The organism is Streptomyces sp. SAS_270, assembly GCF_052543295.1.
The window spans coordinates 100580-115593 of the sequence record NZ_JBMNDS010000023.1 but is presented as its reverse complement, the minus strand read 5'-3'; the positions used below and the strand labels follow the sequence as shown (position 1 = coordinate 115593).

16 protein-coding genes are annotated in these 15014 nt (G+C 71.9%); 7 read left to right on the top strand and 9 right to left on the bottom strand.

The window, feature by feature from the left end; genetic code table 11:
* Positions 1–146: 146 nt before the first annotated feature.
* Genes ACN6LB_RS18200 through ACN6LB_RS18175 form a run of 6 tightly spaced genes read right to left on the bottom strand, consistent with a single transcriptional unit; the run spans position 147 to position 4993 of the window.
* On the bottom strand, positions 147–1598 hold the full coding sequence (locus tag ACN6LB_RS18200) for a peptidoglycan D,D-transpeptidase FtsI family protein (protein ID WP_445026817.1): 1452 nt from the start codon (positions 1596–1598) through the stop codon (positions 147–149).
* A gap of 55 nt (positions 1599–1653) precedes the next feature.
* A complete protein-coding gene (locus ACN6LB_RS18195) occupies positions 1654–2310 on the bottom strand; it encodes a response regulator transcription factor (RefSeq protein WP_356135315.1) in 657 nt (218 codons plus the stop codon).
* A gap of 24 nt (positions 2311–2334) precedes the next feature.
* Entirely contained in the window at positions 2335–3588 is a 1254-nt protein-coding gene (locus ACN6LB_RS18190) for a histidine kinase (RefSeq protein WP_445026816.1), read from the bottom strand.
* Positions 3585–3716, bottom strand: coding sequence for a hypothetical protein (locus tag ACN6LB_RS18185; RefSeq protein WP_445026815.1), 132 nt, complete (start codon positions 3714–3716; stop codon positions 3585–3587). The genes ACN6LB_RS18190 and ACN6LB_RS18185 overlap by 4 nt, the downstream gene beginning before the upstream one ends.
* Before the next feature lie 30 nt (positions 3717–3746).
* The gene (locus ACN6LB_RS18180; RefSeq protein ID WP_445026814.1) at positions 3747–4220 is read right to left on the bottom strand and encodes a GNAT family N-acetyltransferase; all 474 of its coding nucleotides are present in this window, start codon (positions 4218–4220) and stop codon (positions 3747–3749) included.
* The gene (locus tag ACN6LB_RS18175; protein ID WP_356135309.1) at positions 4220–4993 is read right to left on the bottom strand and encodes an IclR family transcriptional regulator; all 774 of its coding nucleotides are present in this window, start codon (positions 4991–4993) and stop codon (positions 4220–4222) included. Before ACN6LB_RS18175 ends, ACN6LB_RS18180 begins: the two co-directional genes overlap by 1 nt.
* Positions 4994–5155: 162 nt before the next feature.
* On the opposite strand from ACN6LB_RS18175, the gene ACN6LB_RS18170 reads away from it, so the two are divergent.
* Together ACN6LB_RS18170 and ACN6LB_RS18165 are read left to right on the top strand one after the other, a co-directional pair.
* Entirely contained in the window at positions 5156–6685 is a 1530-nt protein-coding gene (locus ACN6LB_RS18170; RefSeq protein WP_356135303.1) for an aldehyde dehydrogenase (NADP(+)), read from the top strand.
* A gap of 105 nt (positions 6686–6790) precedes the next feature.
* A complete protein-coding gene (locus tag ACN6LB_RS18165) occupies positions 6791–7399 on the top strand; it encodes a DUF1349 domain-containing protein (protein WP_445026813.1) in 609 nt (202 codons plus the stop codon).
* A 15-nt stretch (positions 7400–7414) separates the two neighbouring features.
* On the opposite strand, the gene ACN6LB_RS18160 is transcribed toward ACN6LB_RS18165, so the two are convergent.
* Positions 7415–8812, bottom strand: a complete 1398-nt coding sequence (locus ACN6LB_RS18160; protein ID WP_445026812.1) for an MFS transporter — start codon at positions 8810–8812, stop codon at positions 7415–7417.
* A gap of 70 nt (positions 8813–8882) precedes the next feature.
* On the opposite strand from ACN6LB_RS18160, the gene ACN6LB_RS18155 reads away from it, so the two are divergent.
* From ACN6LB_RS18155 to ACN6LB_RS18135, 5 genes are all read left to right on the top strand, one after another.
* On the top strand, positions 8883–9890 hold the full coding sequence (locus tag ACN6LB_RS18155; RefSeq protein ID WP_445026811.1) for a GlxA family transcriptional regulator: 1008 nt from the start codon (positions 8883–8885) through the stop codon (positions 9888–9890).
* A 61-nt stretch (positions 9891–9951) separates the two neighbouring features.
* Complete coding sequence (locus ACN6LB_RS18150) at positions 9952–10671, top strand: DsbA family oxidoreductase (protein WP_445026810.1); 720 nt, start codon at positions 9952–9954, stop codon at positions 10669–10671.
* An 83-nt stretch (positions 10672–10754) separates the two neighbouring features.
* Positions 10755–11858: an aminotransferase class V-fold PLP-dependent enzyme gene (locus ACN6LB_RS18145; protein ID WP_445026809.1), complete on the top strand. Its 1104-nt coding sequence runs from the start codon at positions 10755–10757 to the stop codon at positions 11856–11858.
* A gap of 45 nt (positions 11859–11903) precedes the next feature.
* The gene (locus ACN6LB_RS18140; RefSeq protein ID WP_445026808.1) at positions 11904–12518 is read left to right on the top strand and encodes an RNA polymerase sigma factor; all 615 of its coding nucleotides are present in this window, start codon (positions 11904–11906) and stop codon (positions 12516–12518) included.
* A 58-nt stretch (positions 12519–12576) separates the two neighbouring features.
* Positions 12577–13647 (top strand): maleylpyruvate isomerase family mycothiol-dependent enzyme, encoded by a 1071-nt coding sequence (locus ACN6LB_RS18135; protein WP_445026807.1) that lies wholly within the window; start codon positions 12577–12579, stop codon positions 13645–13647.
* Between the two features lie 44 nt (positions 13648–13691).
* On the opposite strand, the gene thpD is transcribed toward ACN6LB_RS18135, so the two are convergent.
* Together thpD and ACN6LB_RS18125 are read right to left on the bottom strand one after the other, a co-directional pair.
* The gene (gene thpD / locus ACN6LB_RS18130) at positions 13692–14585 is read right to left on the bottom strand and encodes an ectoine hydroxylase (protein ID WP_445026806.1); all 894 of its coding nucleotides are present in this window, start codon (positions 14583–14585) and stop codon (positions 13692–13694) included.
* Positions 14586–14591: 6 nt separating this feature from the next.
* A complete protein-coding gene (locus ACN6LB_RS18125; protein WP_356135285.1) occupies positions 14592–14996 on the bottom strand; it encodes an ectoine synthase in 405 nt (134 codons plus the stop codon).
* Between the last annotated feature and the right edge of the window lie 18 nt (positions 14997–15014).

Sequence of the window (15014 nt, the reverse complement as noted above, 5' to 3'; positions counted from 1 at the left end):
CTGGACCGGCGGCGCACCGCGGATCGGCACACGCCTCTCTCGCTTCGAGACACTGAGGCCCGCCGCCTAACGGCGACGGGTCTCACAAAGGGACCGGTCTTTTACCAACAGAGTCTTAAGCGGGCGGCCCCTGCGCGTACTCGGCGTCAGTCCTTGAGCGCCGCCTGCATCATGGCCTTCGCGACCGGCGCCGCCAGCCCGTTGCCGCTGACCTCCGAGCGGGCCGCGTCGGACTGCTCGACCATGACCGCGACGGCGACCTCCTTGTCGTTCGAGTCCGACTTCGCGTACGACGTGAACCATGCGTACGGCGTCTTGCTGTTGTTCTCGCCGTGCTGGGCCGTGCCGGTCTTGCCGCCCACGGTCGCGCCGGAGATCCGCGCGTTCGTTCCCGTACCGTCCTCGACGACCGTCTGCATCGCGGACTGGAGCTGCTCGGCGGTCCTGGAGTCGACGATCCGCTTCGTCGACGTGCTGTCGTCGTAGTCCTTCACCACATTGCCGTCGGCGTCACTGGTCTGCGACACCATGTGCGGCGAGACCAACTCGCCACCGTTGGCTATGGCAGCTGACACCATGGCCATCTGAAGCGGGGTCGCCGTCACGTCGTACTGGCCGATGCCGGTCAGCGCCGTGAACGCCTTGTCCATGCCCGTCGGGTACACGCTCGGGTACGCCCGCACCGGCACGTCCTGCGTCTTGTCGTTGAAGCCGAACTTCTCGGCCATCGCCCTGACCTTGTCCTGGCCCAGGTCGACCGCCATCTTCCCGAAGACGTTGTTGCACGAGTACTGCAGCGCGACGCGGATCGTGGCGTTCTCGCAGGGCGCCGACTTGCTCTCGTTCGGCAGCACCCGGGTCGTGCCCGGCGGCGTGTACGGGATCGGGCTGGTCGTCTTCTCGTCCACGTCCGAGTACAGCCCGTCCTCCAGCGCGGCCGCCGCGACGACCAGCTTGAACGTCGAGCCGGGCGGCAGCGGCTGGCGCAGCGCCCGGTTCACCAGGGGCTTGTCGGAGTTCTTGCGCAGCTTCTGCCAGAGGGTGTCGTTGCTGGTGCTGATCTCGCTCGGGTCGTACGACGGAGTGGAGACGACCGCGAGGATCTTGCCCGTCTTCGGGTCGATCGCGACGGCCGCGCCCTTGTTGCCGCCGAGCGCGTTGTACGCCGCCTTCTGCACGTCCGGGTCGATCGTCGTGATCACGTCACCGGGGTCGGCGCGCTTGTTGGTGAGCGCGTCCAGCGGGTTCTTCAGCTGGGTGTCCGTCCCGTCGAGCAGGTCCTGGTAGATGCCCTCCAACTGCGTCGCCCCGTACACCTGCGAGCTGTAGCCCGTGACGGCGGCGTAGAGACTGCCGTTCGTGTACGTCCGCTTGTACTTGAGGTCGCCGCTCTTCGTGGCTGCGGAACCGGTGATCGCGTCCCCGGCCACGATGATGTTCCCGAGCGGGTTCGCGTACTGCTCGATCGCGTTGCGCCGGTTCTTCTTGTCGTCCGCGAGTGCCTTGCCGTCGTAGAACTGCACCCATGTCGCCCGGACCAGAAGGGCGAGCACGAGCAGCAGCGAGAAGACGGCGGTCCGCCTGATCGTCTTGTTCATCGCGCTTAGAAGGACGACCGAGGGGGAGTGAATCGTTCCCTTCCGCCCTGTTTTCTCATGTCCCGTTCATGAAGCCCGCCTCGTACGCCGCGATCACCGCCTGCGTACGGTCCCGGGTCCCCGTCTTCGCGAGCACCGCCGCCACATGCGTTTTCACCGTCGCGGGCCCGACCTCCAGCCGCCCGGCGATCTCGGCGTTGGTGAGCCCGGTCGCCATGTGCCGCAGCACCTCGCTCTCCCGTCCGGTGAGCTTCGCCACCCACGGCGGCGGGGCCGGCCGGGAGCGCGCGTGCTCGGCGGCGAGGGCGCGCACCGCCGCCGGGAACAGCAGGCTGTCGCTGTGCGCGACCAGCCGCACCGCCTGCACGAGCGCGTCCGCCTCGGCCCGCTTCAGCAGGAACCCGCAGGCTCCGGCGCGCAGCGCCTCGTACACGTACGAGTCGTTCTCGAAGGTCGTCACGACGATGACGCGCGGCGGGTCGGGGAGGGTGGCGAGGATCTGCTCGGTGGCCCGGATGCCGTCGATCCCGGGCATCCGGACGTCCATGAGGACGACGTCCGGCGTCAGCTCCCGGACGACGGACACGGCCTCGGTGCCCGTGGCCGCCTCGCCGACGACCTCCAGGTCCGGCTCGGCCGCGAGGATCGCGCGCAGTGCGGTGCGCACCATGCGTTCGTCGTCGGCGAGGACGATACGGACGGTCACGGGCATCCTTCTTTCACGGGCGTTCTTCTTTCATGGGCATGTTTCTCCGCTCAGCGGAAGGCGTGCGCGCAGGCGCCAGACGCCGCCGGTGGCTCCCGCCTCGACCGTGCCGCCGAGGAGGCGGGCCCGGTCGGTCATGCCGCGCAGGCCGTGGCCGCCGCCCGGCCGGGAGAGCGGCCTGGACGACGCCGGGTTGTCGACGGTGATGCTCAGCTCCGCGTCGTCCCGGGCGAGGCTCAGGGTGACGGGGCCCTCGGCGCAGCCGTGCTTGAGGGCGTTGCTCAGCGCCTCCTGGATGATGCGGTAGGCCTCGCGGGAGAGCAGCGGAGGCAGTCGCGCACAGTCCGGTTCGCCGGCGAGGGTGACGGTCAGGCCGCCTGCGCGGGTGCGGCGCAGCAGGGCGTCGAGGTCGGCGAGGGTGGGCGCGGGAGCCGTCGCCCGGTCGTCGCCCTCTCTCAACACGCCCAGCACGGCGTCCAGTTCGCCCACGGTTCGGCGCGTGGTGTCCTCGATGGCGGCGAGTGCCTCGCGGACGAAGTCCAGGTCGGTGTCCAGGACACGGCGGGCGGCGCTCGCCTGGAGGGTGACCGCGCTGAGGGCGTGGCCGACGGAGTCGTGCAGTTCGCGGGCGAGCCGGTTGCGTACGGCCAGGTCGGCGGCGCGTCGCTCGGCCGCCGCGAGCCGGTCCTCCGGTGTGGGCCCGAGCAGCCGCGGCGCCCAGCGGGCCAGCAGCCGGCCGGACACGGCGGCGCAGGCCGCCAGCGCGATCAGCGAGGCGACCCCGACGACCGGCGAGAGCGCCAACGCCCAGGTGTGGTCGAGGACTTCGGGCAGGTCCAGCCGTGAGTCACGCAGCCATGAGACGACCGGAAGGGCGATCAGCACGGTCGCGAACGGCGGTACCGCCAGTGACATCCCGCTGATGACCCCGCCGAAGCCGAGGTGAAGTGTGAACCAGGCGGCGGTGCGCCGCCGGGCGGGCCAGGTCCGTGCGGGCCCGTCGGCGAGCCGGTCCCCGTCGATTCCGTACAGCGCCCGTACCGCCGCCGCCGACATCGGCCGCGTCAGCGGGAACAGCGCGGTGATCGCCGCGAGCGGCAACCCGGCGGCGAAGGAGAGGAGTTGCAGCGGCAGCGAGTTGAACCCGTACCGCGCGCCGAGCAGCGGCCCCACGACGACCTCCCCGACGAGGACGTACGGCATCGCGAGCGCGCCCCCGAGGATCAGGTGCACCCACCGCCGCCGCGCCCACCGTCCGAGAAGGAACCGGGCGAACCCGCTCACGTGGTGGAGCGGAGGGGCGTGGGGTCGACGGTCATCGGGCCAGCGTAGGTGAGGTTCACCGGCGCCGTCGGGCGGTCGGAGATGTCGTCGACGCCGGTGAGCGGGGCCGACGCCACTCGCACCGCCAAGGCGGGCCGGCGCCGCCGCACCCTCCGCGCTCAGCCCTCCAGCGTGAGGACGACCTCGGCTGTCTCCTCGCCGCGGGCTTCGGCGTACCCGCGACCCTCGGCGGCCTGCCGGAACCCACACTTCTCCAGCACGCGCCGCGACCCGGCGTTGTCCGCCGCCGCGCGGGCGTACAGCGGGCGTTCGGGGACCTCGACCAGCAGGGCGCGCAGCGCCGCCGTCGCGATGCCGCGGCCCCAGTACGCCCGGTCGACCCAGTAGGTGACCTCGCGCTCGCCCGGCTCGCCGTACACCGCCGCGCTGCCCACCACGTCGCCGTCCGCCAGGACGGTGCGCGCCAGCACGTCGGACGACGTGCGGATGCGCTCCCAGTGGGCGTCGAAGGCTCCCCGGTCGGCGGGGTCCCTGGCGGTGAAGGCGGCCATACGGAGCGACTCCGGGTCGTTCGTGTGGCGGTAGAAGACCGGCAGGTCGCTGTCGTGGACCGCGCGCAGCACGACATCCATCAGAGCCTCCGGGTCGCCAGCGTGAGCCGGTCGCGGGCGTCGAACAGCGCGTCCTTGACCATCTGCTCGTGCGCCGGCGTCAGCCGTGCCACCGGCACCGAGCAGCTGATCGCGTCGCGGGCCGGTGTGCGGTAGGGGATCGCCACGCCGAAGCAGCGCAGGCCCAGCGTGTTCTCCTCGCGGTCCACCGCGAAGCCCTGCTCCCGCACCTGGTGCAGCTCCTCGACGAGCTTCTCCCGGTCGGTGATCGTGTGCTCGGTGAGGGCCGGCAGCGTCTCCGGGAGCAGCTTGCGGACCTGCTCGTCGGTGTGGGTGGCGAGCAGCGCCTTGCCCAGGGAGGTGGAGTGCGCGGGCAGCCGGCGGCCGACCCGGGTGAACGGGCGCAGGTAGTGCTGCGACTGGCGCGTGGCGAGGTAGACCACGTTGGTGCCGTCCAGGCGCGCCAGGTGGATCGTCTCCGTGGTGTCGTCCGACAGCCGGTCCAGGGTGGGCCGGGCCGCGGCCACCACCTCGTCGCCGTCGATGTAGGACGTGCCGACGAGCAGCGCCCGTACGCCGATGCCGTACCGCGTGCCCGTCGCGTCCGTCTCGACCCAGCCGAGCTCCACGAGCGTCCGAAGCAGCATGTACAGACTGGACTTGGGATATCCGACGGCCTCCTGGACCGCCGCCAGGGAATGCATTCCGGGCCGACCGGCGAAGTACTCCAGCAATTCCACGGTCCGTACCGCGGACTTGACCTGCGCCCCGCCGCCTGTCTCGCCTGCCGACATCGCGCTTGACCCCCTCGTTGTACGGGAAATAGTCTCCGCATCATATTCACCATCAGAGACAGCGTTCAGTATATCGAACAGCCCTGGTCGGTGACATAAGAACTGAGTGACAGTAAATACTGCGGTGAAAGTACTGCGGCATCACATCTGGAGGGACCCGCGGTGGCAGCAGCACCAGTCTGGAGTGTCGACCCCCGAACCGGGAAGCAGCGCGAGCAGGTTGCGGTGGAGGCCACAGCCCAGGAGGTGGACGAGGCCGTCCGCGCCGCGCACGCCGCGCGTCCCGCACTCGCCGACCGCGCCGTGCGCTCGGCCTTCCTGCGCACCGCGGCGGAGTTCCTGGAGGGCGCCAAGGAGCTGCTCGTCGAGGCCGCCGACGCGGAGACCGCGCTCGGTCCGGTCCGGCTGACCGGCGAACTCGCTCGCACGTGCTATCAATTGCGGTCATTTGCGGACATCGTGGACGAGGGTGAGTTCCTCGGCGTGGTGATCAACCACCCCGACGACACCGCGACCCCGCCGATCCCGGACCTGCGCCGCTACAAGGTGCCGCTGGGCGTCGTCGCCGTCTACTCGGCCTCGAACTTCCCCTTCGCCTTCTCCGTCGCCGGCGGCGACACCGCGAGCGCGCTGGCGGCCGGGTGCCCGGTCGTCGTCAAGGCCCACCCGGACCACCCGGGGCTCTCCGAGCTGGTCGCGGCCACGCTGCGCCGGGCCGCCGCCCAGTACGACATCCCCGCCGGGGTCGTCGGCCTCGTGCACGGCTTCGAGGCGGGCGTCGAGCTGGTCAAGCACCCGCTGATCACCGCCGCCGGGTTCACCGGCTCCATCCGCGGCGGCCGCGCCCTCTTCGACGCGGCGGCCGCCCGTCCGGTCCCGATCCCCTTCCACGGCGAGCTGGGCTCCCTGAACCCCGTCGTCATCACCGAGGCGGCCGCCGCCGAGCGCGCCGAGGCGATCGGCGCCGGACTCGCGGGCTCGATGACGCTGGGCGTCGGCCAGTTCTGTGTGAAGCCGGGCCTGGTCCTGGCGCCGGCCGGCGCGGCGGGCGACCGCTTCCTCAAGTCGCTCACGGACGCCGTCAGCGACACCAACGCCGGGGTCCTCCTCGACCACCGCATGCGCGACAACTTCATCGCGGGTGTCGCCGAGCGCGCCGAGCTCCCCGACGTGGAGGCCCCGGTGACCCCGGGCGCGGGCGGCGAGCACACGGTGAGCCCCGGCTTCCTGACCGTCCCGGCGCACAAGCTGACGGCCGAGGGCGTGCACGACCTGCTCCTGGAGGAGTGCTTCGGCCCGCTCACGGTCGTCGTGCGCTACGAGGACGACGCGGAGGCGGGCGCGGTCCTGTCCCGTCTCCCGGGCAACCTCACCGCGACCGTGCACCTCTCCGCGGAAGAGGCCGCGGGCGAGGGCCGGGGCGCCGAGATCCTCGCCGAGCTGACCCCCCTCGCCGGACGCGTCCTGGTGAACGGCTGGCCGACCGGTGTCGCCGTCGCCCCCGCCCAGCACCACGGCGGCCCGTACCCGGCGACGACCTCCACCTCGACCTCCGTCGGCGGTACGGCGATCGAGCGCTGGCTGCGCCCGGTGGCGTACCAGGGCGCACCCGAGGCGCTCCTCCCGCCGGAGCTGCGCGACGACAACCCGCTGGGCCTGCCGCGCCGTTACGACGGCGTGCTGGAGCGCTGAGCCGGGCGACCCCGGAGGGACAGGGGCTTCACGGAAACTCCACGTAACCCCACGAAAATCCACGAGTACTCCGCCAGAACCGCTCCGACCTGGGACACTCGCTCAATGGACGTGGAACTTCCCGAACTCCCTTTCCCGCTGCGGACCTACGGCCCCGACGGGCACTGGTCCTACGAGGGCGGAGTACTCACCGGCTGGGCGGGCGCGCGGCAGGACCGCTTCGTGCCGCCCACCGGTGAGGCCCTCGACCCCGCCTCCGACGCCCCCCGTCTGCTGGGAGCGCCGGAGGGGGACTTCCAGCTGATCGCCCGCGTCACGGTCGGCTTCGCGGCCTCCTTCGACGCGGGGGTCCTGTACGTGCACACGGGCGAGCGGGCCTGGGCCAAGCTCTGCCTGGAGTACTCCCCGGACGTGCCCACCGTCTGCACGGTCGTCACCCGGGGCCACTCCGACGACGCCAACTCCTTCAGCGTGGACGGCAGTTCCGTCTGGCTCCGGATAAGCCGCACCGGCCGCGCCTTCGCCTTCCACGCCTCCCGCGACGGCAGCCACTGGACCTTCGTCCGCCTCTTCACCCTGGCCGACGAGAAGGAGTCCGCCGCGGCTCTGGTCGGCTTCATGACCCAGTCCCCGATGGGCGAGGGCTGTGTGGTGACGTACGACAACGTGGAGTTCCGCCCGACGTGGCCGAAGGACCTGAGAGACGGCAGCTGATCTCGGCCCGTCCCGCTACCGCCGCACCCGCAACCCCACCGTCCCCACTGCCGTCACCGCGAGCAGCCCCGCACTCAAGCCGAGACTCCACCGCAGCCCCGCCTCGAAGCCGCCTGCGACCAGCGCGCCGAACACCGCGATGGCGAGCCCCCCGGCCACCTGCCGGGCGGAGTTGAGCACACCCGCCGCAAGCCCCGCCCGCCCCGAGGGCACCGCCTCCATCATCGCGGCCGTGAGCGGCGGAACCGTCAGAGCGCACCCCAGCGCCACCGGCACCAGAAGCAGCGCCACCACGACCGCCGGAGTCGACGAGTCGACGTACAGCAGAACGAGCAGCCCCGCGGCGGCCAGCGGCTGCCCGAGCAGCATCGGCATCCGCGCCCCGTACCGCCCCGCCAGCTTCCCCGCCGCGATGTTCGTCACCGCGATCAGCCCCGACATCGGCAGGAACAGCAGCCCCGCGTACAGCGCCGACTTCCCCTGCACCTGCTGGAAGAAGAGCGAGAACAGGAACACCACCCCGTAGAACGCCACGCTGCACGCCGCGCCCGCCGCGACCAGCACGCTGACGTTCCGGCTGCGGAACAGCTCCAGCGGGACGACCGGATGCGGCTGTCGCGCCTCGACCCGCGGGAAGACGGCCGCGGCCACCCCCGCCACGACGAGCGCGACGGCCCCTGTCACCCCGCCCTCGATGACCGCGAAGGTCAGTGCGGTCAGTGCGACGACGGCGGTGAGCTGGCCCGGCAGGTCCAGCGGTGCGGGACGCCGTTCGGAGCGCGGCGCCCGCAGCAGCAGCGCGAGCGCCACCGCGCCCAGCGGCAGGTTGATGAAGAAGATGCCCCGCCAGTCCCAGACGGTGGTCAGCGCACCGCCCGCGACGGGCCCGAGCGCCACCGCGAGTGATCCGCCGGCCGCCCACAGCGCGACGGCCCGCGCCCGCTTCGCGGCGTCCGCGTAAGCCTGCCGCACCAGGGCGAGCGACGCCGGCAGCACCACGGCCGCGGCCGCCCCCTGTGCCACGCGCGAGGCGATCAGCACCGGCAGATTCGGGGCCAGCCCGCAGGCCGCGGACGCCACGGTGAACACCGCCACCCCGATCCCGTAGGCCCGGCTCGCCCCGGCCCGGTCCGAGAACGCCCCGGTCGACAGCATCAATGCCGCGAACGCCAGCGTGTAGGCGTCCACGACCCACTGGAGCCCGGACATCCCGCCGTCGAACGCCTCGCCGATCGCCGGGAGCGCCACGTTCACCACCGAGGCGTCGAGCGTGATCAACGCGAAGCCGAGCAGGGCCGCGACGAGGGTGAGGGCGGGGGAGGGGGCGGGAGAAGGCGCGGGCTGCAACTCCGTATCTCTGGAGTCGAGTTGAGTGCCCGCCGTGGGGCTTTCGAGTGCCGGGTCAGTAGCCATGCCCTCATGCTGGGGATGCTCGGCGTCGTACAGTAGTGGCCCGAATGCCATACGTCCGGAGGTTCTGGCCATGCAGAGGACACCGCATCGCGTTGCCGTCGTCGCGCCCTCCCCGGTGTCGATGTTCAACCTGGCCATCCCCGAGCTGCTCTTCGCCAAGGCCGAGGTGGACGGGGCCCCGGGATACGAGGTGACCTTCTGTACGCCGGAGCCGGGCCCCGTGGCCACCACCGGCGGGCTCGACCTGTACGTGGCGCGCGGTCTGGACGCCGTGGGCGACGCGGACACCGTGCTGGTCGCCGGCACCGGAAAGCGTTACGCGCCCGATCCCAGGACCGTGACCGTCGTCCGCGAGGCCGCGGCCGCGGGCAAGCGCGTCGCCTCGATCTGCAGCGGTGCCTTCGTGCTCGCCGAGGCGGGCCTGCTCGACGGGCGCAGCGCCACGACGTACTGGGAGCTCGCGGACGAGCTGCGCAAGCGGTACCCGGCGCTCGACCTGAAGGGCGACGTCCTCTACGTGCAGGACGGCGACATCATGACCTCCTCCGGGTACGCCGCCGGAATCGACCTCTGCCTGCACATCATCCGCACCGACTACGGCGCCGCCGTCGCCAACCGGGTGGCCCGCCTCGCCCTCGTCGCACCCGTACGGCCCGGTGGCCAGACCCAGTTCACGCAGACCCCGCTCCCGGCGGAACGCGGCAACGTCTGTGCGGACACCCGCGGCTGGGCGATGCGCAACCTCGACAAGCCGCTCACCCTCACCGACCTCGCCCGGCACGCGGGCGTCAGCGTGCGCACCCTCACCCGCCGCTTCCACGCCGAGAGCGGGGTCAGCCCCCTGCAGTGGCTCCTCCACCAGCGCATCGAGCGCGCCAAGGAACTCCTGGAGACGACCACCCTCCCCATGGACCAGGTGGCCAGATCCTGCGGCCTGGGCACCGCCGACTCGCTGCGCGCCCACCTGGTCCGCCGCACCGGCCTCACCCCGAGCGCGTACCGCATCCAGTTCAGCCGTCTGGAAACCGAAGCCGCCGCCATGCCATCCGCCCACAGGGGAATGAACCCGGCTGCTTGAACGTTCATGCAGTCGGCGGAGGGTGTCTCCGCGCCCCTGTGACCTGGAAAGAAGCCTGAGAATGCGCGTCGAGATCTGGAGCGACATCGCCTGCCCCTGGTGCTACGTGGGCAAGGCCCGCTTCGAGAAGGCGCTCGACGCCTTCCCGCACCGTGACGAGGTCGAGGTGGTGCACCGTTCCTTCGAGCTCGACCCGGGACGCGCCAAGGGCGACATCCAGCCAGTGATCAAGATGCTGACCAAGAAGTACGGCATGAGCGAGGCGCAGGCGCAGGCCGGCGAGGAGAACCTCGGTACGCAGGCCGCCGCCGAGGGCCTCGCCTACCGCACCCGGGACCGCGACCACGGCAACACCTTCGACATGCACCGCCTCCTCCACTTCGCCAAGGAGCAGGGCAGGCAGGACGAGCTGATCGGCCTGCTGTACAAGGCGAACTTCGCCGAGGAGCGGACCGTGTTCGACGACGAGGAGCGGCTCGTGGAGCTGGCCGTCGCCGCCGGTCTCGACGCCGACGCGGCCCGCAAGGTCCTCGCCGACCCCGCCGCCTACGCCGACGCCGTGCGCGCCGACGAGCGCGAGGCCGCCGAGCTCGGCGCGAACGGCGTCCCCTTCTTCGTCCTCGACCGCAAGTTCGGCGTCTCCGGCGCCCAGCCCGCCGAGGTCTTCGCACAGGCGCTGACCCAGGCATGGGGCGAGCGCCCGCCGCTGCAGATGGTCCAGGACGGATCCGCCGACGCGGAGGCCTGCGGTCCCGACGGCTGCGCTGTACCGCAGCAGTGACCCCGCACGGAACCTGGCGGTGAAAAGTGCAGGTCAGGACCGTCGTATAAGCGCTGCTTAGGGAATCCACGTAAAACTCCGCAATGGACGGGGAGTTCGCGGACCCGCAGAGTAGTGCCATGGAGACCGTCGAGAGTTTCGAGAGCCTCGTCCGAGCCGAGTTCGCCCCGAAGAACACCTACCTCAACACCGCGAGCACCGGTCTCCTGCCGGTGCGCGCGGTGGAGGCCATGCGGGCAGCCGTCGAATCCGTCGCGGCCGGGCAGCCGCAGGACATGTTCGCGGACGTGGAGGCGGCACGGTCCGCCTTCGCCCGGCTGGTCGGCGTCCCGGACAGCCGGGTCGCGGCGGGCGCCTCGGTCGCCGTCTACACCGGCCTGATCGCGGCCTCCCTGCCCGCGGGCGCCGAAGTCCTCACCGCCGAGGCCGACTTCACCTCCGTCGTGAACCCCTTCCATGTGCGCGGGGACCTCAAGGTCCGCACGGTGCCGCTGGAGGCCGTCGCCGATTCGGTGCGCCCCGGCACGGCTCTGGTCGCGGTCAGTGCCGCGCAGTCCGCGGACGGCCGGATCGCCGACCTGCCCGCGATCCGCGAGGCCGCGCGCACGCACGGCGCCCGCACCTACATCGACGCGTCCCAGGCCGCCGGGTGGCTGCCGGTCGACGCGGACGCCTACGACTACGTCTCGTCCGTCGCCTTCAAGTGGCTCGTCTGCCCGCGCGGCGTGGCTTTCCTGGTCGTCCCGGAGGACCTCGGCGGGCTCACCCCCGTCTTCGCCGGCTGGGTCGCGGGCGAGCACCCCTGGGACAGCTGCTACGGCCCGGTCGAGGAACTCGCCCACTCCGCACGGCGGTTCGACGAGAGCCCCAGCCTGTTCTCCTACGCGGGCGCCCGGCACTCCCTCGAACTCATCGAGCGACTCGGGGTGGACACCGTGCAGGCCCACGACCTCGCGCTCGCCGACCGCTTCCGCGAGGGGCTGCACGGTCTCGGCCACGAGCCCGTCCCCGCGCCGGGCTCGGCGATCGTGTCGGTGCCCGGACTCGGCCGCCGTCAGCCCGAGTTGAGCAGTGCGGGAATCGAGGTCTCCGACCGCGCGGGCAACCTGAGGGCTGCCTTCCACCTGTACAACACGCCCGCCGATGTGGACCGGCTGCTGGACGCCCTGTCCGGTCTGTCCGGCTGACACCCTGGCGCGGGCCGCCCGGGAACGCTAGGAAGGCACCACGAGGTGGTGGTGCCGGTGGAGCCTACGGCCGAGCAGTCCGCGAGGCCGGCCGTCGACGCGGAGTTGCATCGACGGCTGGTGTACGGCGACGAGTCCGCGCTGGGCGAGGTCTACGCCGCGTACGGCGGGCTCGTCCGGCGCGTCGCCGTCCGTGTCACGCGCAGCCCGGCCGCCGCGGAGGACGTGGCGCAGGAGGTCTTCGCCCAGTTGTGGAGCAGGCCGTACGCCTTCGACGCACGCCGCGGCTCGCTGCGCACCTGGCTGTCCATGCTCGCCCACCGGCGGGCCGTGGACTGGGTGCGCAGCGAGGCCCGGCACCGCAAGGCCGGCGCCGACGACGCGGCGCTGCACGCCATCCCCGACGCCGGGCCCGGCCCCGACGAGACGATCGTCGACCGCGAACGCTCCCTGCTGCTGCACACCGCCCTCGCCGAACTCCCCGAGCCCCAGCGCGAGGTGGTCCACCTCGCCTACTTCGCGGGCCGCACCTACCGGCAGGCCGCCCACGAACTCGGCATCCCCGAAGGCACGGCCAAGACCCGGCTGCGGTCCGCCCTGCGCAAGCTGGCGGAATCCCTCGCCGAGCCACCGGACCCGGCGTGGGAGAGGGGCGCGTGATGGCGGCGCGGGCAGGATGCGGGACAAGGCCGGCCACGGCCTGGAAGGGCGGAGCACGATGAGCACCGAGCACGAGCACGTACGGGAGCTGCTGGCCGCCTGGGCCGTCGGCGCGCTGCTGCCCGCGGACGAGAGGCGGGTCCCGTCGCACCTGGCGGAGTGCGAGTCCTGCGCCGCGGAGGCGCAGCGGCTGCGCGAGACGGTACGGCTGCTGGACGGGCACCACCGGGCGGACGGGGACGCGGCCGGCGCCGCCGCTGGGCACCCGACGCAGCCCGGCGGCGCCTCCCGCACCGACGGCCCCGCGAGCGTCCTCGCCCTCGCCCTGCGCTCCCGTCCCGCCGCTGCGCGCGTCGCCCCGTACGCGGCGCCCTACGCCGGAGCGGTCAGCGGACTCCGGGCGCTGCTGCGGGAGTTGACGGACCGCGGCGCCTGGGGGACCCCGGTCGTCCACGACTGGGACGTGCACGGCACCGTCGCCCATCTGATCGCCGCGGACGAACCACTGGCGCGCCGGCTCGGGCTCGGCATCCGGGTCCCGGACGTGCGCAGTGCCGAGGAGGCGTCCTGGGAGGAGGCCTGGACCGCCCGGACCGCCGACGTGATCGCGTACGAACACGGGCGTGACCCCGAGCAGACCCTCACCACCTGGGCCGAGCAGGCGAAGGCGCTGCTCGCCGCACCCGAGGCACGGGATCCCGAACTGGCCGCGCACGCCACGATGTTGATGGGCGTACGGCTGCCGGTCGCCGATCACTTCGTCGTGCGGGCCTTCGAGACCTGGATCCACACCGACGACATCGGCCGCGCCCTCGGCGTTGCCGTGCCCCCGCCGCCGGCCGCGCACCTGGCGCAGCTGGTCCGGCTCGCCGTCCGCATCCTCGGCCTGGCGCTGGGCCCCGACGCGCCCCCGGTGCTCTTCGCGCTGGCCGGGGGTGACGCCGACGCCCAGTGGGTGCTGGGTTCGGAGGACGAGCCGGTGCGGGCCGAACTCGTCCTGGATCCGGTCGACTTCTGCCTGCTCGTGGGCGGACGGTACGCGCCCGAGGAGGTACCGCGGGGTGCCACGGGCGACGCGGCCGCGGTCCAGCTGGTGCTGGAGCGGGCCGCGTCGCTGGCGTGGCTGTGAGACTCGGCGGCGCACGGGCGTGAGGTCCCGTGCACGCGAAGGACTCACCTCACGGGGGTGAAGTCCCTCGCCCCGATGAACTCCGGCCGGCGCACCGGTGCCGCGAACGGGTCCACCGCCGCGTTCTCCACGCTGTTGAACACGATGAACACGTTGCTGCGCGGGAACGGCGTGATGTTGTCGCCCGAGCCGTGCATGCAGTTGCAGTCGAACCAGGTCGCCGAACCGGCCCTGCCCGTGAAGAGCTTGATGCCGTGCCGGGTGGCGAACCGGGTGAGCGCCTCGTCGGACGGTGTGCCCGCGTCCTGCATCTGGAGGGACTTCTTGTAGTTGTCCGTCGGAGTGGCCCCCGCGCACCCGAGGAACGTCTTGTGCGACCCCGGCATGATCATGAGGCCGCCGTTGGTGTCGTGGTTCTCGGTCAGCGCGATCGACACGGACACCGTCCGCATGTTCGGCAGACCGTCCTCGGCGTGCCAGGTCTCGAAGTCCGAGTGCCAGTAGAAGCCACTCGCGCCGAAACCGGGCTTGACGTTGATCCGAGACTGGTGGACGTACACGTCCGAGCCGAGGATCTGCCGGGCCCGCCCCACCACGCGCTCGTCGCGCACCAGCCGGGCGAACACCTCGCTGATCCGGTGCACCTCGAAGACGGAGCGGATCTCCTGCGACGTCGGCTCGATGATCGACCGCTCGTCGGCGCGGATCGCCGGATCGGTGACGATCCGCTCCAACTCCTTGCGGTAGACGGTGACTTCGTCGTCGGCGAGGAGCTCCGGCTCGGCGAGGAAGCCGTCACGCTCGTACGTCCGCAGCTCGGTCGCCGCGATCGGGCCGGGCGTGCCCGGGGCACCCCAGACGACCGGGTCCTGGCGCGGCAGGGACACCTCGGTGGCGCCGCGGCTGGGATACAGGTCGGTGATCGTGGTCACGGTCATGGAACTTCAGACCCCCTCGGGTTCGGTGAGCAGCGGGTAGACGCCGTTCTCGTCGTGGTCCTCCCGTCCGGTGACGGGAGGGTTGAAGACGCAGACGCACCGGAAGTCGGTCTTGGGGCGCATGGTGTGGCGCTCGTGCCCGTCGAGGAGATACATCGTCCCCGGCGTGATCCAGTGCGTGTCGCCGGTCTCGTCATTGGTCAGCTCGGCCTCGCCCTCCACACAGAGCACGGCCTCGATGTGGTTCGCGTACCACATCGACGTCTCCGTACCCGCGTACAGAGTCGTCTCGTGGAGGGAGAAGCCGACGCGCTCCTTGGCGAGCACGATGCGCTTGCTCTCCCAGGTGCCGGATTTCGCCTTCACATGGCGGTCGGTTCCCTCGATGTCCTGGAACGATCGGACGATCACGGTGAGTTGCTGCCTTTC